Source organism: Streptosporangium sp. NPDC020145, assembly GCF_040631275.1.
GTDB lineage: Bacteria > Actinomycetota > Actinomycetes > Streptosporangiales > Streptosporangiaceae > Streptosporangium.
Window position 1 is genome coordinate 89,698 of record NZ_JBEXZT010000010.1, and the last position, 18,455, is coordinate 108,152.

The following is an 18,455-nucleotide window of genomic DNA, read 5'->3' on the forward strand; positions in this document are numbered from 1 at the left end:
GAACCAGGTAGTTCAATTCCATGTTCGCCATCGGCCCTCAACGAGGTTGAGATGACTCAACTAGTGGACGACCGTCTGGACCCCAAGCTGCTGCGGCTGATCGGTGTGGTCCTGCTCGGCGGGATCATGGGGATCCTTGACAGCACGATGGTCACCGTCGCGGCCGAGACGCTCGGGAGAGAGTTTCACACGTCGCTGAGCTCGATCAGCTGGTCCTCGACGGCCTACCTTCTCGCGCTCACCGTCACCATTCCGGTCACCGGCTGGGCGGTCGGCCGGTTCGGCGTCAGGCGACTGTGGTTGTTCGGCCTGTCGGTGTTCCTGGTCGGCTCGCTGGCCTCCGCGGTCGCGTGGAATGTGCCGAGCCTGACCGGCTTCCGGGTCGTCCAGGGATTGGGCGCGGGCATAGTCGACCCCCTGGTGCTGGTGATCCTGGCGCGGGCGGCGGGGCCGAGCCGGGCGGGACGCGTCATGGGCATGATGGGAGTGGTGCTGTCCCTCGGCCCGGTTCTCGGTCCTGTCCTCGGTGGGGTCGTGCTCGACGCCGTGAGCTGGCGCTGGATGTTCTTCATCAACCTGCCGATCGGGATCGTCGCCCTGGCGCTCGCGATCCGGGTGATCCCGGCCGACCCGCCGACCGAGAGCCGTTCCGCCTCGCGTCTCGACGCCATGGGCCTCGTGCTGATGGCGCCCGGCCTGGCGGCGACGGTGTTCGGCCTGACGCGAGCCGGTGAACAGGCCCGCTTCGACACCCTGCCCGTGCTGGTCCCACTGGTTCTCGGTGTCGTGTTCCTGGCCGGCTACGTGGCGCACGCGCTTCGGGTACGGCGTGTCGCACCGTTGATCGACGTCCGGCTGTTCGCCAGCCGCGCCTTCGCCGCGAGCGTCCTGGTCCAGGGACTCGTCGGCGTCGCCACCTACGCCGGCCTCTTCGCGCTGCCGCTCTACTACCAGATGGTCCACGACCACGGCGCCCGCGCGGCCGGGTTACTGGTGGCGCCCCTGGGTCTGGGGTCCGCCCTCGCCATGCCCCTGACCGGCCGTCTCAGTGACCGGCTGGGGGCCAGGAACCTCGTCCGGGGCGGTGCCCTCCTCGCGGGGCTGGCCGCGTTCGCCCTTACCCGCATCAACGGAGACGTCGGCGAGGTGTGGTCGGGGCTGGCCGGTTTCGCGGTCGGATTGGGTCTGGGCGCCGTGGGCGCGCCGACGATGGGGGCGTTGTACCGGACGCTGCCGCCGGAGAAGGTCCCGCAGGGAAGCTCGGTGCTGTACAACCTCAACCAGTTCGGCGGAGCGCTCGGCGTGGCGGTCGTCGCTCTCGTCCTGGCGACCGCGGGCGTCGGCAGGACAGGCGTCGGGGAGTCGGCCGGCGGATTCCACAACGCGTACTGGTTCATGGTCGGCGTCGCCCTGGTCATCCTGGTCGCCACCCCGCTTCTGCCGGGACGCCCCCAGCCCGTGTCAAGCGGCGGCGGCCGGGCGAGCCTGCGGACCGAGGGGGTCCACGCCGACGGATAGGCGCCCGGCCGCCCCACCCCGGGGCGACCGGCCTCCCGCGCCTCCCGTGCCGACGCCGACCGGTCCATGGCCGGATCGAACCGGCGGCGTCGAGGATCTCAGGTCCGGCTTTCCCGCCGCTGATTCCGGAGAATCGGACCTGAGATCCATAACTCACGGTGGATCGGAACGGCCGATGACCTCGCATCGGTCGCGGAGATATCGCTAACCATTCCGGATGGTGCCGGCCTGATTTCTTCGTCGATCGGGCCCCGGCCGTACGCCTGCGAATTCGGTTTTCCTCTCCGCGGATCCCGGCCTGCCGGAAAGGAACCGGCCGGATGAGCTAGCCGCGGAGGGCCGCCATATCGTCATGGCATGCGATGCATAGTTGCGTTCAATGAGACGGTGGTTGGATATTGGAGGCTTATCGTCGTGGTGTCCTGGGGGAAGAAAAACGATGGCAAAGACGTCGAAGGCCTGTAAGGTGACCGTCACGCTGGCCAGCAGGAACGAGTTCCGCCGCCTGGGGCTCGAACAGCTGCTGCAGCGGATACCGCTCGTGGAATCATTCACAAGTTATGAGGGGGGAGCGGAACTCGCCTCTGTCGCCGAATCCGAGACGGACATCTTTATCATCCCGGTCGAAGATCTGGACGAATCCCTGGTCGCCTTCATCGCCCGGCTCCCGGAGCACAGCAAGACGTTGCTGTTGCTCGACCGGGTTTCCGACGAACGCGTCTCGCGCATCGCCGCGGTGCCCGCGCACGGGTTCCTGTCGGAGCACGACCTGGGCGTCGAGTCCCTCGCGGACGCGCTGGAGCGCGTGTCCGCGGGCGAGGTCCCGATGCCCTACGAGCTGACCATGAAACTTCTGCGGCGGGCGGGTGAGCCCTATCGGGTCGACCGCGACCGTGCCCCGGTCCACCTGACTCCCAGGGAGCAGGAGGTGCTGTCCCTGCTCGTCGACGGACTGAGCAACAAGCAGATAGCCAGTCGGCTGCATCTCTCACAGCACAGTGTGAAACGCCTCGTCACCAGCATTCTGGCCAAGCTCAACACCCCGAACCGCACGCTGGCCGTGGCGAGGAGTCTGCGGGAGGGGTTGGTGCACCGCACGGCGTCGCGGGAACCGGAGGAGTTCACCGCCTGAACCACTCCATAACGTGTTCCTGCGGAGAATCCGGCGTTCGCCGACCGCATTCCCGGCGCGGTTCGTCCGGCCCTTCCGAATAGGGACGTCGAACGCCGGAATCCTTTCTCGGACGGTATTCATCCCGTCACGCGTTCTGTTCTCCACGCGAGCCGCCGATCGGCCCCTCCCGGCAGGGGCGTGCCCGCCGCCGGCGTGCCGAAACGGCGAGAAAACCCCTCGGGCCTTCACGGGAATTCCAGGGCGTCACCCCACCTCGCGAATATGACGCCGCGTCGCGCGAGGTGACGGCGGACGGGCTGCCCGGCGCTCCGGCCGTACGGCGGGGCCCCGGCTTTTAAGCGGGCGGTGATCGTTCGGGGATGACGGGGCCGTGGGCCACGTGGTGGCCGCGTCGGCCGGACCGGGGACGTCTCGGAGTCCCCGCCCGGCCGGGCATCCGCCTGAGCGCGGCGTTGAACGAGCCTTGGTCGTTTCTTGGTCGGGCGCTGCGATCCTCGGGGGGAACCGAGATCCGGCCCTTCGGCCGCGTGGCGGAACACCGAACCACCGTGTAACCGGAACACCAGACCGCGCGCGGCGGAACACCGGACCAACAGATCCCGAGAAGGGCGCTCATATGGGTGATCAGCGTGTCCCGGCTCCCGGAGAACCGGCTGTTGACCATGTCATGGGGATGCTGGCCGGTTACTGGCAGGCGAGGATTCTCATCACGGCGGTGAACTCCGACCTCTTCGGCGCTCTGTCGGGCTCCTCCGCCACCGCGGAGGAGTTGTGCGGTCGGCTCGGATACCGCATGCCCGGAGCCGGTGGCTTCCTCCTGGCGCTGGCGGGGCTGGGGCTGCTTGAGACCACGGACGAAGGAAGGTTCCGGAACTCCGCGGTCGCCGACCGGTATCTCGTGCGGGGGCGCCCCGAGTACGTCGGCGGTTACGTGCTCTTCTGCGACCGCGAGCTGAACCCCGCCTGGGACGGGCTCGCGGAGGCGTTGCGCACCGGAGCTCCCCAGAACCGCGCCGCCCTTGAGGGAAACCCCTACGACACCCTGTACGAGGACGGGGAGGTGACGAACTTCTTCCTGGAGAGCATGGACATGTTCAACACCCCTCTCTCACGGCGGATGGGGGAGCTGGACTGGAGCGGATACGGCTCCTTCGTCGACGTCGGCGGCGCCCGAGGCAACCTCGCACACCACCTGGTGAGCGCGCACCCCCGGCTGAGAGGAACCGTCTTCGACCTGCCGCAGCTGGAGCCCGCCTTCTCCGCGTACATGCGCGAGCTCGGCGGGCAGGAGGCGGTCTCCTTCCACGGCGGTGACTTCTTCACCGACCCGTTGCCCCGGGCCGACGTGCTCATCTTCGGGCACGTGCTGCACAACTGGGGTGTGGAAGCCCGCCTCGACCTGCTGCGCAAGGCCTACGAGGCGGTCCACCCGGGGGGCGCGGTCATCGTCTACGACCCCATGGTCGGCAACGGCACGCCGCCGCTCTACGCGACCCTGGCGAGCCTCAGCATGCTGGTCTGGTCCCGCGGCGGCGGCGAGTACACAGTCGGCGAGTGTCATGCCTGGCTCAAGGAGGCGGGGTTCCGCCCGGAGACGGTCGGCCCCGAGGACACCCCCGACGACGTCCTGGTGGTCGGCCACAAGGAGCGCTGAGAGGTGCGAGGCCGAGACATGGGCCGCGCCGCTGGACAGGAGGAGCGAATGGACACACCGGTCGTGGTCGTCGGAGCGGGGCCGACCGGACTCATGCTCGCCGGTGAACTACGCCTGGCCGGGACGGACGTGACGCTCGTGGAACGGCATGCGCGACGCACGGGAGAGTCCCGTGGCGTCGGTCTCAGCCCTCGCACCATGGAGGTGTTCGACCAACGCGGCCTGCTGCGGCGTTTCGGGGACGTCGAGACCAGCAGCGAGGGCCACTTCGGCGGCATTCCAGTGGATTTCCGGGTTCTCGGGCGTGACGTACGGGCCGCGAGGACGGTGTCACAGTCGCTCACCGAGACGGTGCTGGAGGCCTGGGTCCGTGAACTCGGCGTGGACGTCCGCCGCGGCCACGAGCTCGTCTCGCTGACCGACGGCGGAGACCGTGTCGAGGTCCGGCTGCGCGGCCCCGGTGGGGACCACACACTGACGGCCTCATATCTGGTCGGCTGTGACGGTGGGCACAGTCAGGTGCGCAAGGCCGCCGGATTCGACTTCCCCGGCACCCCGGCCACGACCGAGCTGTTCCTCGCGGACATCCGGGGCGTCGACCTGGAACCGCGGATGGTCGCGCACCGGATCACCGGCGGGATGGTCATGGTGGCCAGGCTGGAGGAGGGAGTACACCGGATCATCGTGAGCGAGCGCGGGGCGCCGCCGCGACGCCGTACGGAGCCGCCCGCCTTCGCGGAGGTGGCGGACGCGTGGAAACGGCTCACCGGCATCGACATCTCCCACGCCGAACCCGTGTGGGTGAGCGCCTTCGGCGACGCCAGCCGGCAGGTCACCGAGTACCGCCGAGGCAGGGTGCTGCTGGCCGGTGACTCGGCTCACGTCCATCTGCCCGCGGGCGGCCAGGGGATGAACACCGGTGTCCAGGACGCGGTGAACCTCGGCTGGAAGCTCGCCGCCGTGCTGCGCGGAAGCGCCCCCGCCTCGCTGTTGGACACCTACCACGGCGAACGGCACGAGGTGGGACGCCGTCTGCTCGCCAACACCCGCGCGCAGAGCCTGCTCATCCTGGGCGACGACGAGGTGCGGTCGCTGCGCGACATTCTCACGGACCTGGTCCGGTACGAGGAGGTCGGCCGTCATTTCGCCGCGCTGGCGAGCCAGCTCGACATCCGCTACGACGTCGGAGGCGGTGACAACCCGCTTCTCGGCGCGCGCCTGCCGCGCCTGGAACTGACACGCGGAACGGAGGAGACGACGAGCACCCGGCTGCTCCGCAGCGGCCGAGGCGTGCTGATCGACCTGGAGGACGTCCCGTGGCTGCGGCGACGCGCGGCCGGATGGACGGACCGGATCGACGTCGTCCTCGCCACGCCGCGGGACATCGAGGCGGGCGGTCCGGTCGAGGGCACCTCGGCGGTGTTGCTGCGCCCTGACGGCCATGTCGCCTGGGCGGCTCCCGGCAGCCACCACGACCTGACCATGGCCCTGGAACGGTGGTTCGGCCCCGCCCGCTGACACCGCGCCACACCTGTGCACACGACCGGACCGGACTGTTCAGACACGAGTGTGAAGGGGAAGAGATGTACAGCACCTTGATCGTCGCACGGATGGACCCAGGATCCGCGGCAAGTGTCTCGGAGATCTTCTCCGCCTTCGACAGCACAGAGGTCCCCCACCTGATGGGAACCCGGCGCAGGGAACTCTTCTCGTACCGCGGGCTGTACTTCCACCTGCAGGACTTCGAGAACGAGAACGGCGCCTCGCACATCCAGTCCTTCAGGACCGATCCGCGCTTCATCCAGATCAGCGAGGACTTGAAGCCGTTCATCGAGGCGTACGACCCCGCGACATGGCGTTCGCCCGCCGACGCGATGGCGGGCCGCTTCTACCACTGGAGCGGCGAGTGAGCGGTGCGGAGGGACGACGGGTCGTGATCACCGGAATCGGTGTCACCGCCCCCGGTGGTCCAGGGGTCAAACCCTTCTGGCAGTTGCTCACCGACGGGCGGACGGCCACCCGTCGCATCTCCCTCTTCGACCCCACACCTTTCCGTTCCCAGGTCGCGGCCGAGGTGGACTTCGACGCCGAGGCGCTGGGACTCGGTCCCCAGCAGACGAGACGCATGGACCGCGCGGCCCAGTTCGCGGTGGTCACCGCACGTGAGGCGGTGACCGACAGCGGCCTGGAGGACCGCCTTCCCGCGCCGCACCGCATGGGAGTGACCATCGGCAGCGCGGTGGGCGCCACGATGAGCCTGGACCAGGAGTATCGCGTCGTGAGCGATGGCGGACGGCTGGAACTGGTCGACCACCGCTACGCCGTACCGCACCTGTACAACCACATGGTTCCCAGCTCCTTCGCCGCCGAGGTCGCGTGGACCGTGGGCGCGGAGGGGCCCGTGACGGTGGTCTCGACCGGGTGCACCTCGGGCCTGGACGCGGTCGGATACGCGGCCGAGGTGATCAGGGAGGGGGCCGCGGACGTCATGATCGCGGGCGCCACGGACGCGCCGATCTCGCCGATCACCGCGGCCTGCTTCGACGCGATCAAGGCGACGACCCCGCGTAACGACGACCCCGAGCACGCCTCCCGGCCCTTCGACGGCAGCCGCAACGGCTTCGTCCTGGGAGAGGGCTGTGCCGTCCTCGTGCTGGAGGAGTGGGAACGCGCCCGGCGGCGTGGCGCGCATGTCTACGCGGAGATCGCCGGGTACGCGACCCGCTCGAACGCCTTCCACATGACCGGGCTGCGTCCCGACGGCAGGGAGATGGCGGAGGCGATACGGGTCTCCCTCGACGAGGCCCGGCTCGTCCCCGAGGACGTCGACTACGTCAACGCGCACGGCTCGGGGACCAAGCAGAACGACCGCCACGAGACGGCGGCCTTCAAACGCAGCCTGGGCGAGGCGGCGTATCGGGTGCCGATCAGCTCCATCAAGTCGATGATCGGCCACTCACTCGGCGCGGTCGGCTCCATAGAACTCGCCGCCTGCGCCCTGGCGATGGAGCATCACGTCGTGCCGCCCACGGCCAATCTGCGCACTCCGGATCCGGAGTGCGATCTGGACTACGTCCCGCTCACCGCGCGTGAACGGCGGATCGACGCCGTACTGTCCGTGGGCAGCGGTTTCGGGGGCTTCCAGAGCGCGGTGGTGCTCGCCCGTCCGGACAGGGCCCGGCGATGAGCACCGCCACGGTCGTGACGGGGCTCGGCGTCGCGGCGCCCAACGGGCTGGGCGCGCGGGCGTACTGGTCGGCCACCCTGGCGCGCGTCAGCGGCATCGGCCCCGTCACCCGTTTCGACGCCTCGTCCTATCCGGTACGGCTGGCCGGGGAGATCAAGGGGTTCTCCGCGGCCGATCACCTGCCCAACAGGTTGCTGCCGCAGACGGACCGCATGACCCAGCTCGCGCTGGCGAGTGCCGACTGGGCCCTGGCCGATGCCGGGATCGTCCCGGGCACGTTGCCCGAGTACGACATGGGAGTGATCACGGCCAGTCACTCCGGCGGCTTCGAGTTCGGTCAGAACGAGCTGAGGGCGTTGTGGAGCAAGGGAGGCCGGTATGTGAGCGCGTACCAGTCCTTCGCCTGGTTCTACGCCGTCAACAGCGGTCAGATCTCGATCAGGAACGGCATGCGCGGACCGAGCGGCGTCGTCGTCAGCGACCAGGCCGGAGGGCTGGACGCGATGGCCCAGGCCCGCAGGCAGATTCGCCGGGGCACACCCCTGGTCGTGTCCGGCGCGGTCGACGCCTCGGTCTGTCCCTGGGGTTGGGTGGCCCAGCTGGCGAGCCGCCGGCTGAGCGGCGGTGAGGAGCCGACGCGGGCCTACCTGCCCTTCGACGACGATGCCGCCGGTCACGTTCCCGGAGAGGGCGGCGCACTGCTCGTTCTGGAGAACGCGGACCACGCCCGCTCCAGGGGCGCGCGGATCTACGGTGAGATCGCCGGTTACGCCGCCACGTTCGACCCGCCGCCCTCCAGCGGGCGTCCGCCCGGAACGAGGCGGGCGATCGAGTCGGCGCTGGCCAACGCGGGGGCCACACCCGGCGAGGTCGACGTGGTCTTCGCCGACGCCGCGGCGATACCCGACCTGGACCGGATCGAGGCCGAGGCGGTCAGCGAGGTCTTCGGCCCGCGTGCCGTACCCGTGACGGCTCCCAAGACCATGACGGGACGGCTCTACTCCGGTGCCGCGCCGCTGGACGTGGCCGCCGCGTTCCTCAGCGTCCGGGACGGCGTGATACCGCCGACCGTCAACACTTCGCTCTCCGACCGCTACGACATCGACCTGGTGAGAGACGTCCCCCGGGAGGCGCCCGTGCGCACCGCGCTGGTGCTCGCCCGCGGTTACGGCGGATTCAACTCCGCGCTGGTCGTGCGCGCGTTCGGGCCGTGAGCCCGGCGAACCGACTCCGGCGAACGGCCCTCAGACCCGCACAACGTTGCGAAGAAAGGACAGCCATGCCGACCGCAAGTCCCTTCGGTGTCGACGACCTCAGGCGGATCCTGCGTGAAGGAGCGGGAGCCGACGAGGCCGTCGATCTCGACAACGACATTCTCGACAGGCAGTTCGACGAACTGGGATACGAGTCCATCGCGCTGCTGGAGACGGGCAGCCGGATAGAGCGCGAATACGGGATCAGGCTCGATGACGAGGCCCTCGGTGAGGTCCGTACCCCTCGCGCGCTGATCGACCTGGTCAACGAGCAACTCCCGACCGGCCGTACCCGATGACCGGCTCGCACCGCGGCCAGATCCGTGCGCCGCGCGTCTCCGACCCACTCCCAGGAGAGAAGCCATGACGCAAGACGCACCCAAGACCGCGATCGTGACCGGCGCCACCAGCGGCATCGGCCTGGCCGTCGCCCGCCTGCTGGCCGGTACGGGCTGCCGTGTGTTCCTGTGCGCGCGCACTGAGGAGGCCGTCCTGCGGACGGTCAAGGACCTCAGGAACGAGGGGTTCGAGGCGGACGGCAGGGCGGCCGACGTACGGTCGACGGACGACGTCCGCGACCTGGTCCGGGCCGCCGTCGACCGTTTCGGGACCGTCGACGTCCTGGTGAACAACGCGGGCCGCAGCGGGGGCGGGATCACCGCCGAGATCGACGACGGGCTGTGGCACGACGTGATCGACACCAACCTCAACAGTGTCTTCCGCGTGACGCGGGAAGTGCTCACGACCGGCGGGATGCGGGACAAGGCCAGGGGCCGCATCGTCAACATAGCCTCGACCGCCGGCAAGCAGGGCGTCGTGCTGGGGGCGCCGTACTCCGCCTCGAAGCACGGCGTCGTCGGTTTCACCAAGGCCCTGGGCAACGAGCTCGCGCCGACCGGCATCACCGTGAACGCCGTGTGCCCCGGCTACGTGGAGACCCCGATGGCCCAGCGGGTCCGTCAGGGATACGCCGCCGCGTACAAGACCAGCGAGGAGGAGATCCTGGCGAAGTTCACCGCCAAGATCCCGCTGGGACGCTACTCGACCCCGGAGGAGGTCGCCGGTCTGGTCGGCTACCTGGTCTCCGACGCCGCGGCCTCGATCACCTCCCAGGCGCTCAACGTCTGCGGCGGCCTGGGCAACTTCTGATCACGGCGGCACCGCGCCCCATGGCGACCAAGGAGAGGAACATGACCGAGAGCGTGTCCCGCGAGGTCGAGCACACCATCACCGTCTCCGCCCCCGCCGCGGAGGCATACCGCCTTCTCGCGGAGGTGGAGAACTGGCCCAGGCTCTTCCCGCCGTCGGTGTACGTGGACTACGTGGAGAAGAACCGCGACGAAGAGCGCATCCGAATCTGGGCCACGGCAAACGGCGAGGTCAAGAACTGGACGTCACGCCGCAGACTTGAGCCGGACAGGCTCCGCATCACCTTCTGGCAGGAGGTCTCGGCCCCGCCCGTCGCCGAGATGAGCGGCACCTGGATCATCGAGCCGCGCGGCGACGGGGGGTGCGAGGTCCGTCTGCTGCACGCCTACCGGGCCGTCGACGACGACCCCGAGGGGTTGAGGTGGATCGACGAGGCGGTGGACCGCAACAGCAGGGCGGAGCTGCCCGCCCTGCGGGAGAACCTGGAGCTCGCCGCCCGGTCCGCCGAACTCACGCTCTCGTTCGAGGACGGCGTCCGGATCAACGGCTCGGCCAAGGACGCCTACGACTTCATCAACGAGGCCCGGCTGTGGACCGAACGGCTGCCGCACGTGTCCGCCGTACGGCTGACGGAGGACACACCGGGCATCCAGACCCTGCGTATGGACACCGTCGCGAAGGACGGCTCCACGCACACCACCGAGTCGATCAGGATCTGTTTCCCTCATCGCGGGATCGCCTACAAACAGACCACGCTTCCGGCCCTGATGACGCTGCACACCGGCTACTGGGATTTCGCCGAGGACGACGACGGGACCACCGTCGTGACCTCACGGCACACGGTGATGGTCAACACCGAAAAGATCGCCGCGGTCCTGGGGCCGGACGCGGGCGTTCCCGAGGCGCGCGCGTTCCTGCGGGAGGCTCTCGGAGCCAACAGCAGGGCCACGCTCCGGCACGCCAAAGAGTTCGCCGAAGCACGGCGCTGAACGCCGGTGTGCCCAGTGGACGCGGACGTCATCGTCGTAGGCGCGGGCCCGGTCGGGCTGATGCTCGCCGGCGACCTGAGCGCGGGCGGCGCCCGGGTGGTCGTACTGGAGCGGCTGAGCGAGCCGACCCTCGAATCCCGGGCGTCGATACTCCACGCGCGGACCATGGAGATCTTCGCCGAGCGCGGCATCCTCCACAGGCTGGGCGCCGTGCCGGACGCGGGGCGCGGCCACTTCGGCGGGATCCCGCTCGACCTGAGGGGGGCGGACCCGGAGAACCCCCACGCGGGTCAGTGGGAGTGCCTGCAGAGTCGGCTTGAGCCGGTCCTGCAGGAGTGGGCCGTGGGCCTGGGGGCCGAGGTGCGCCGTGGGCACACGGTCACCGCGCTGACCCAGTGGCGGGACCGGGTGCAGGTCGTCTCCGTCGACGCCGACGGGAGAACACACGGTCACACCGCCGGATACGTCGTGGGATGCGACGGGGAGCGGAGCACCGTACGCGAGCTGGCGGGCTTCGAGACGGCCGGGCGGGACGCCACCCGGGAGATGCTGCGAGCCGATGTGCTGGGAGTGGACATCCCCGCCCGCCGCCTCCAGCGCTTCCCGTACGGCACCGCCACGGCGTACCGCCGCGCCGACGGGACCACTCGCCTCATGGTCCACGACCGCACCCGCGTCCCGCGCCCCCACCCAAGGGAAACGGACTTCGCGGACGTCAGGACGGCCTGGGAACGGGTGACGGGTGAGGACCTCGCGGGAGGCACACCGGTCTGGCTGAACGGCTTCGACGACACCTGCCGACAGGTCACCCGGTACCGCAGGGAACGTGTCCTGCTGGCCGGTGACGCCGCCCACATCCAGATGCCCGTCGGTGGTCAGGCGCTGAACCTCGGCCTGCAGGACGCGGCCGACCTGGGACCGAGGCTGGCCGCGTGCGTCACCGGCCGGGCCGACGACGGCGTACTGGACGGCTACCACCGCGAGCGCCACCCGGTCGGCGCCCGGACGCTGGCCAACATCCAGGCCCAGGCCCTCCTGTTGTTCGGCGGGCCTGAGGTGGACGGCATGCGGGAGGTCTTCGGCCGGCTGCTGCGGATGGGAGTCGTCCGCCGTCATCTGGCCCGGATGATCAGCGGCCTGGACGACCGGGCGGAGTCCCGTACGGCGGAGCGTGACATCACCCACCCTTTCTCGACACACGGGAGTTCCATCATGAACAGGCTCGCCGGCAAGACGGCGCTTGTCACCGGGTCAAGCCGGGGCATCGGCCGGGCCATAGCGGTACGGCTCGCCCGCGAGGGGGCGCTGGTCGCCGTGCACTACGCCGTCAACGAACAGGCGGCGCTGGAGACCGTCACCACGATCGAGAAGGAGGGGGGCCGGGCTTTCACGGTCCGCGCGGAGCTGGGCACCCCCGGCGCCGTGCACACCCTCTTCACCGGCCTGGAACAGGGGCTGAAGGAACGCACGGGAGAGGCCACGCTCGACATCCTCGTGAACAACGCCGCGGTCACCGGCATGGACGGCTTCTCCCCTGAGGACGTCACACAGGAGCAGCTCGACCGGTACTTCGAGGTGAACGCCAAGGCCCCGTTCCTCATCGTGCAGCGTGTGCTGACCAACATGCCGTCCGGAGGCCGTGTCATCAACATCTCCTCCGGGCTCACCCGGTTCGCCAACCCCGGCCAGGTCGCCTACGCGATGACCAAGGGCGCCCTCGAACAGGTCACGCTGCACTTCGCGAAGCATCTGGGTCCGCGCGGGATCACGGTGAACACCGTGGCGCCCGGCATCACCGACAACGGCGGGCCGATCTTCGACGTTCCCGAGGCGGTGGAGCAGATGGCCGGTCTGTCGGTTTTCAACCGGGTGGGCGAGGCCGGTGACGTCGCCGACGTGGTGACCTTCCTCGCCACCGACGAGGCGCGATGGATCACCGGCGCGTTCCTCGACGTCAGCGGCGGAACCCTGCTCCGATGAGCGCCCTGCGGTCTCCCGGCCGGGAGACCGGCCCGTCGGAGCCTCCGGCATCGAGACAGGAAGCCAGACAGGAAGCCAGACAGGAAGCCAGATAGGAAGAAGGTCGCACATGTCCAGCACGCCTCGCGTCGCACTCGTCACAGGGGCGAACAAGGGCATCGGACACGCCGTCGCCCGCCGCCTCGGAGAGCTGGGGATGCGTGTCTACCTGGGCGTCCGTGACGGCGAACGGGGCCGGACGGCCGAGCGCGACCTGCGCGCGGACGGGCTGGACGCACGGTTCGTACGCCTCGACGTCACGGACGAGGCCTCGGCTCTCCTGGCGGCCAAGCACATCGACGAGGAGTCCCACCGCCTCGACGTCCTGGTGAACAACGCGGGCGTCGGCGGTTCGGTGAGCGCCCCCAGCGAGGTCTCCCTCGACGAGGTGCGGCGGACGTACGAGACGAACGTCTTCGGTGTCATCGCCGTCACCAACGCGATGCTGCCGCTGCTGCGCCGCTCGCAAGCCGCTCGGATCGTGAACGTCAGCAGCGTCCTCGGCTCCCTCACCCACGCGGCCGCCCGGCACGACCCGACGGGGGTGTTCGCCGAGGGGGTCTTCCCGGCGTTGCTGGAGTACAACACGTCGAAGGCCGCGCTGAACGCCCTCACCGTCACCTACGCCAACGAACTGCGGGGGGAGGGGATCCTCGTCAACGCCGTCTCCCCGGGTTTCGTGGCGACCGACATCAACGGTCACCGAGGACATCTGACGCCGGAACAGGGCGCGCGCGTTCCCGTGCTCCTGGCGACCCTCGGCGACGACGGCCCCACAGCCGTGTTCCTGGGGGAGGACGGCTCGGACACCGGCCGGGAGCTGGCCTGGTGACGGCCTCGTGCTCTTCCAGGAGCCCAGGGACCACGGGCTTTCTCAGGGCTCTGGGCGGCGACGTAGGAAAGGAGTGAACGCCGATGAAGGCCGCACACCAGGCTCCTCCGGCACCTGACCCGTTGCGGGAACTGGGGAAGGTGAGGGAGCTTGCCCGCCAAGGGCCGGACGGCGAAGCCACGCGACGGCAGCACGCCAAGGGCAAACTGACCGCCCGTGAACGCATCGACCTCCTGCTCGACAAGGGGAGTTTCGTGGAGGTCGAACCGTTGCGGCGCCACCGCGCCACCGGCTTCGGGCTGGAAGCGAAACGTCCGTACACCGACGGCGTCGTGACAGGCTGGGGTACGGTCGACGGCCGCACGACCTTCGTCTACGCCCATGACTTCCGCATCTTCGGCGGAGCGCTGGGGGAGGCGCACGCGCAGAAGATCCACAAGATCATGGACATGGCCGTCGCGGCCGGGGCGCCGCTCGTCTCGCTCAATGACGGAGCGGGGGCACGCATCCAGGAGGGAGTCTCCGCGCTCGCCGGTTACGGTGGCATCTTCAGCCGCAACACCCGGGCCTCGGGTGTCATCCCGCAGATCAGCGTGATGCTGGGGCCGTGCGCCGGGGGCGCCTCGTACTCACCCGCGCTGACCGACTTCGTTTTCGCCGTCCGCGGTGTCTCCCAGATGTTCGTCACCGGGCCGGACGTGGTCCAGACGGTTACGGGGGAGGAGATCTCCCACGAAGGGCTGGGCGGGGCGGACGTCCACGGGGGCATCTCCGGCGTGGCCCATTTCGTCTACGACGACGAGGAGACCTGTCTGGACGAGGTGCGTTACCTCCTGTCCCTGCTGCCCTCGAACAACCGTGAGCTGGCGCCGGTCGGATCCGGGGGAGACCCGGCCGACCGGGTGTGCGAGGCGCTGGTGGACCTGGTCCCGGCGGAGGGCAACCGCTCCTACGACATCCGCCAGGTGATCGAGGAGATCGTCGACGACGGTGAGCACATGGAGGTGCACGCCATCTGGGCGCCCAACCTGGTGTGCTCGCTCGCCCGGCTGGACGGCCACGTCGTGGGCGTCGTCGCCAACCAGCCGTCGGTGACGGCCGGTGTGCTGGACATCAGGGCGTCGGAGAAGGGTGCACGTTTCGTCCAGTTCTGCGATGCCTTCAACATTCCGCTCATCACCCTGGTCGACGTGCCGGGCTTCCTCCCCGGCGTGGAGCAGGAACACGGGGGCATCATCAGGCACGGCGCGAAACTGCTGTACGCGTACTGCAACGCGACTGTGCCGCGCGTCTCCGTGGTGCTGCGCAAGGCGTACGGCGGGGCGTACATCGTCATGGACTCCCGGTCGATCGGTGTGGACGTCGCGTTCGCCTGGCCGGGGAACGAGATCGCGGTCATGGGGGCGGACGCCGCCGCCAACGTGGTCTTCCGGAGAGAGATCGCGGCGGCCGACGACCCCGATGCGGTGCGCAGGCAGAAGATCGAGGAGTACAGGAGGGAGCTGGTGCATCCCTACTACGCGGCCGAACGCGGTCTCGTCGACGACGTCATCGATCCACGGGAGACGCGTTCGGCGCTGGCCCGCTCGCTCGCCATGCTCCGCGCCAAGGACCGTGACCTGCCCCGCCGTAAACACGGCAACCCGCCACAGTGAGGAGTCAACCGATGAGCGAACCTCATGACCGGACCCTGCTGCGGGTGAGGAGGGGGCGCCCGACCGCGGAGGAACTGACCGCGATCACGGCCGTGCTGCTCGCCTGCGCGCGCCGTAAACGTGATCTTCCACGCGACGGCCTCCCCCCGGGAGCCGAGGCGAACGCCCGCTGGCGCAGGCCGGAACGGACGGCCGTCTTCGAGGACCCACGATCCTGGCGAAGGGACGGCACATGACGGCCGGAACGGTGGGACGGTGACGGCGGACCGCACGACACGGGGTTCCCTCACCGTCCCGGACCCCCGGGGGGCACGCCAATGGGTCCTGCTGCTCGTCCTGTCGGGGAACATGCTCCTGGACGCCGTCGAGGTGTCCGTGGTGCTCCTCGCGCTGCCCACCATCGGCGGCGCCCTGGGCATGTCGCTGCCGGAGGCGCAGTGGCTGATGAGCGGATTCGCCCTCGGCTTCGCGGCTCTGCTCGTCCTGGGGCCCTGGATCTGCGCCCGCCTGGGGCGGCGCCGCGCCTATCTCGGGGCCATGCTGCTGTTCGTCGTCGCCTCGGTGGCCGGCGGTACGGCGGACAGCGAGGCCCTTCTCGTCGCGAGCCGGGTCGTCAAGGGGGTGTGTGCCGCGTTGACCGCGCCCACCGGTCTGGCCGTCATCGCCACCACCTTCGAAGAGGGGCCGAGGCGGCGCAGGGCCGTCTCCGTCTACGCCCTGTTCGGCGCCGTCGGGTTCACCGCGGGTCTGCTGCTCTCCGCGGCCTTCCTCGCCGTGAACTGGCGGTGGACCTTCCTCTTCCCTGCCCCGGTCGCACTGGTGCTGCTCCTCCTCGCGGCACGGACCATGACGGAGGAACCCGGCGAGGGGAGACGCGTGACCTGGGTGAAGCCGTCGCTGCTCCGCGACGGACGGCTGCGTAACGCGACGATCGGCGCGGCCACGCTCAACGGGGGCTACGTCAGCCTGCTCCTGATGGTCACCTTCGATCTTCAGCAGAGGCTGGGATGGTCCCCCTGGCGGTGTGCCCTGGCGCTGTTGCCCGCCTGCGTGCCACTGGCGGTGACGGTGCCGTTCGCCGGGCGTCTGACCGCCCGTTTCGGAACGGAGAAGCTGATAACGGCGGGTGCCTCCACTTCGCTTCTCGGCTACGCGTTCTACCTTCTGTCGCCGGAGACGAGGCCGTACTGGTCCGGGACACTGCCGACGCTGCTGCTGGTCGAGACCGGGTTCGTCCTCTCCTTCGCCGCGCTGAACATGCAGGCCACGGCGGGGATCCGGCCCGCAGAACGGGGGCTGGCGGTTCCGCTCTACCAGACCGGGGTCCAACTCGGCGCCGCCGTGATGTTGCCGCTCGTCGCGGTGCTGGTGACCGTTCGGCCCACCCCCCGGGCGGCGACGCTGGCGATCACCGCCGCCGGGGCACTGGGCCTGCTGGCGGCGCTCGCCGGACTACGCGGGGGCGCGTTGCGGCGCCCCGGAGAACACATGGGAGGTCCTGTTCATGATTGATCGTCCTGCCGACCTCGTCGTGACCGTCGGCGGTGTCCGGGAGGGGCCCGTCAGTCCCGGCGTCGCCGCCCGCGACGAGGGGAGCTCCACCGTGCGGCGAGAAACACCGCGAACGGTTGTTCCCCATGGACACCGCCTGGCTTTCCTCGAAGGGAAGGCGGAATGACCCGGCTCACCTCCGCGCGCATGCCGGACGTTCGCCGCACGGACGCGCGGGCCGTCTTCGTCGGACAACGGTACGTGCCGACCCGGCAGGCGGCGATCGAGGTACTGCAGCAGCACGTCGAGCAGTGGAGCGGTACGCCGTGGCCCGTCGGCGTTCTCTCCTTCAGTTGTTACCTCAGCGTCGAGGAGGACACCGTACTGACCTACGCGCAGTGCTCCGACGCGGCGGTGTACCGGCCGTTCGTCGCCTCCCTGCACGGAGCCGCCAACGCCGGAGCGGTGGAGTACCGCCTGCGGGGGAGCGTGGTGCCGCGGGGGGCGGCGGGGACCCCCGGATGCATGGTCGTCGCGACGTTCGACGTCGACGGCGCCGAACGGCAGGACAGGGTCATCGACTCCCTGACCGACGCGCTGGAGAGGACGCGGGCGGGCCGATCCCCCGGAATGCTCTCAGCGAACTTCCACGTGAGCACCGACGCCACCCGGGTCCTCAACTACGCGGAGTGGACGTCCGACGAGACGCACACGGCGTTCCTCGACAGCGCGGCACGGGTCACGACCAGGAGCGTCAGTGACGACATTCCCGGCGTACGGCCCATCGGGTTCAAGCGCTACCACCTCTACCGAGGATTCGAAAGACAGGCGTAGAGCCGTGCACGAGGGCGTCCGGCGCTCTCCCGGTCCTGAGCGCCTCGTCAAGGGCCGGAAGGGCGGAACCGCGAGGCCGTTCCAGCCGCGACGCCCTCGACGGCATCGGCCCGCGGGCGGCGGGACACCCGCGGGCCGGATCGCGGAGGGGCACACAGGACTCTCCGGTGCCGCCACGTCGGACCACGACGACGGCGGTGGCCTCGGGCCGGGCGGCGAGCACGGGGCAGGCGGCCCCCCGGAGGAGCCCGTACGGCGGGCCCGGCGGGCCGGGGCGCAGCGGCGCAGAACGAGGCGTGAAAAGACGGTTCCGCACTTCGGGCCTGTTCCGCCGCATTTTTCGACATGGTCGTGAGAAGAGGCGCCTTGAGCGCTCGCACCCGACTGTGTATCGTAGCCCCTAATTGACTTAGGGTGACGGGAAACGTTTCCTGATCGTTTCGCGAACACATTCCGACGGACGTGCCGTCGTGGTTTTCCCCACCCGGGTGAAGGTGGCGAACGCGCAGGCCAGGGGTTGTCTGCGGGCTCGCCGTGCGGAGTGATTCCCTTTCCCGCGGATGATACGCGTGACGCGTCCGGCGCGGACGGTCGGCCTACCCGTTTGGGGCGCTCGGGTGTAGGGGCGAATGAAACCCGTTCGGGCGCCCGCAGGGGGCTACCCCCGCCGTGCGGGAGGATGAAGAATGGCAATGAGGTCGCGAACAGTCTCTTAGACGGCACCGAATGCATGAGCCGA

16 protein-coding genes are annotated in these 18,455 nt (G+C 69.7%); all 16 read left to right on the forward strand.

Annotated features, from left to right (window positions below; genetic code table 11):
• Positions 1 to 51 precede the first annotated feature (51 nt).
• The 16 genes from ABZ463_RS20205 (at position 52) to ABZ463_RS20280 (ending at position 17,716) form a co-directional block, all read left to right on the forward strand.
• Positions 52 to 1,518, forward strand: coding sequence for a DHA2 family efflux MFS transporter permease subunit (locus ABZ463_RS20205; protein ID WP_362777862.1), 1,467 nt, complete (start codon positions 52 to 54; stop codon positions 1,516 to 1,518).
• 439 nt (positions 1,519 to 1,957) lie between these two features.
• The gene (locus ABZ463_RS20210; protein WP_362777865.1) at positions 1,958 to 2,650 is read left to right on the forward strand and encodes a response regulator transcription factor; all 693 of its coding nucleotides are present in this window, start codon (positions 1,958 to 1,960) and stop codon (positions 2,648 to 2,650) included.
• 619 nt (positions 2,651 to 3,269) lie between these two features.
• Positions 3,270 to 4,307 carry a methyltransferase gene (locus tag ABZ463_RS20215; protein WP_352011042.1) on the forward strand — a complete coding sequence of 346 codons (1,038 nt, stop codon included), beginning with the start codon at positions 3,270 to 3,272 and terminating at the stop codon, positions 4,305 to 4,307.
• A gap of 48 nt (positions 4,308 to 4,355) precedes the next feature.
• Positions 4,356 to 5,825: an FAD-dependent monooxygenase gene (locus ABZ463_RS20220; protein ID WP_362777868.1), complete on the forward strand. Its 1,470-nt coding sequence runs from the start codon at positions 4,356 to 4,358 to the stop codon at positions 5,823 to 5,825.
• 65 nt (positions 5,826 to 5,890) lie between these two features.
• Entirely contained in the window at positions 5,891 to 6,217 is a 327-nt protein-coding gene (locus ABZ463_RS20225; protein ID WP_362777870.1) for a TcmI family type II polyketide cyclase, read from the forward strand.
• Positions 6,214 to 7,494 (forward strand): beta-ketoacyl-[acyl-carrier-protein] synthase family protein, encoded by a 1,281-nt coding sequence (locus ABZ463_RS20230; RefSeq protein ID WP_362777873.1) that lies wholly within the window; start codon positions 6,214 to 6,216, stop codon positions 7,492 to 7,494. The genes ABZ463_RS20225 and ABZ463_RS20230 overlap by 4 nt, the downstream gene beginning before the upstream one ends.
• On the forward strand, positions 7,491 to 8,708 hold the full coding sequence (locus tag ABZ463_RS20235; protein WP_362777876.1) for a ketosynthase chain-length factor: 1,218 nt from the start codon (positions 7,491 to 7,493) through the stop codon (positions 8,706 to 8,708). Before ABZ463_RS20230 ends, ABZ463_RS20235 begins: the two co-directional genes overlap by 4 nt.
• Positions 8,709 to 8,773: 65 nt before the next feature.
• Complete coding sequence (locus tag ABZ463_RS20240) at positions 8,774 to 9,046, forward strand: acyl carrier protein (protein ID WP_352011037.1); 273 nt, start codon at positions 8,774 to 8,776, stop codon at positions 9,044 to 9,046.
• Positions 9,047 to 9,110: 64 nt separating this feature from the next.
• Positions 9,111 to 9,896 (forward strand): 3-oxoacyl-ACP reductase FabG, encoded by a 786-nt coding sequence (gene fabG, locus ABZ463_RS20245; RefSeq protein WP_362777879.1) that lies wholly within the window; start codon positions 9,111 to 9,113, stop codon positions 9,894 to 9,896.
• Positions 9,897 to 9,937: 41 nt separating this feature from the next.
• Entirely contained in the window at positions 9,938 to 10,885 is a 948-nt protein-coding gene (locus tag ABZ463_RS20250) for an aromatase/cyclase (RefSeq protein WP_352011035.1), read from the forward strand.
• Between the two features lie 15 nt (positions 10,886 to 10,900).
• Complete coding sequence (locus ABZ463_RS20255; RefSeq protein WP_362777882.1) at positions 10,901 to 12,865, forward strand: SDR family oxidoreductase; 1,965 nt, start codon at positions 10,901 to 10,903, stop codon at positions 12,863 to 12,865.
• Positions 12,866 to 12,974: 109 nt separating this feature from the next.
• A complete protein-coding gene (locus ABZ463_RS20260; RefSeq protein ID WP_352011033.1) occupies positions 12,975 to 13,736 on the forward strand; it encodes an SDR family oxidoreductase in 762 nt (253 codons plus the stop codon).
• A gap of 83 nt (positions 13,737 to 13,819) precedes the next feature.
• Positions 13,820 to 15,391 (forward strand): acyl-CoA carboxylase subunit beta, encoded by a 1,572-nt coding sequence (locus ABZ463_RS20265; RefSeq protein ID WP_362777886.1) that lies wholly within the window; start codon positions 13,820 to 13,822, stop codon positions 15,389 to 15,391.
• 11 nt (positions 15,392 to 15,402) lie between these two features.
• Entirely contained in the window at positions 15,403 to 15,627 is a 225-nt protein-coding gene (locus ABZ463_RS20270; protein WP_352011031.1) for an acyl-CoA carboxylase subunit epsilon, read from the forward strand.
• A gap of 19 nt (positions 15,628 to 15,646) precedes the next feature.
• Positions 15,647 to 16,903, forward strand: a complete 1,257-nt coding sequence (locus tag ABZ463_RS20275; protein WP_362777889.1) for an MFS transporter — start codon at positions 15,647 to 15,649, stop codon at positions 16,901 to 16,903.
• A gap of 162 nt (positions 16,904 to 17,065) precedes the next feature.
• Positions 17,066 to 17,716 carry an antibiotic biosynthesis monooxygenase gene (locus tag ABZ463_RS20280; protein ID WP_362777891.1) on the forward strand — a complete coding sequence of 217 codons (651 nt, stop codon included), beginning with the start codon at positions 17,066 to 17,068 and terminating at the stop codon, positions 17,714 to 17,716.
• Positions 17,717 to 18,455: the final 739 nt, after the last annotated feature.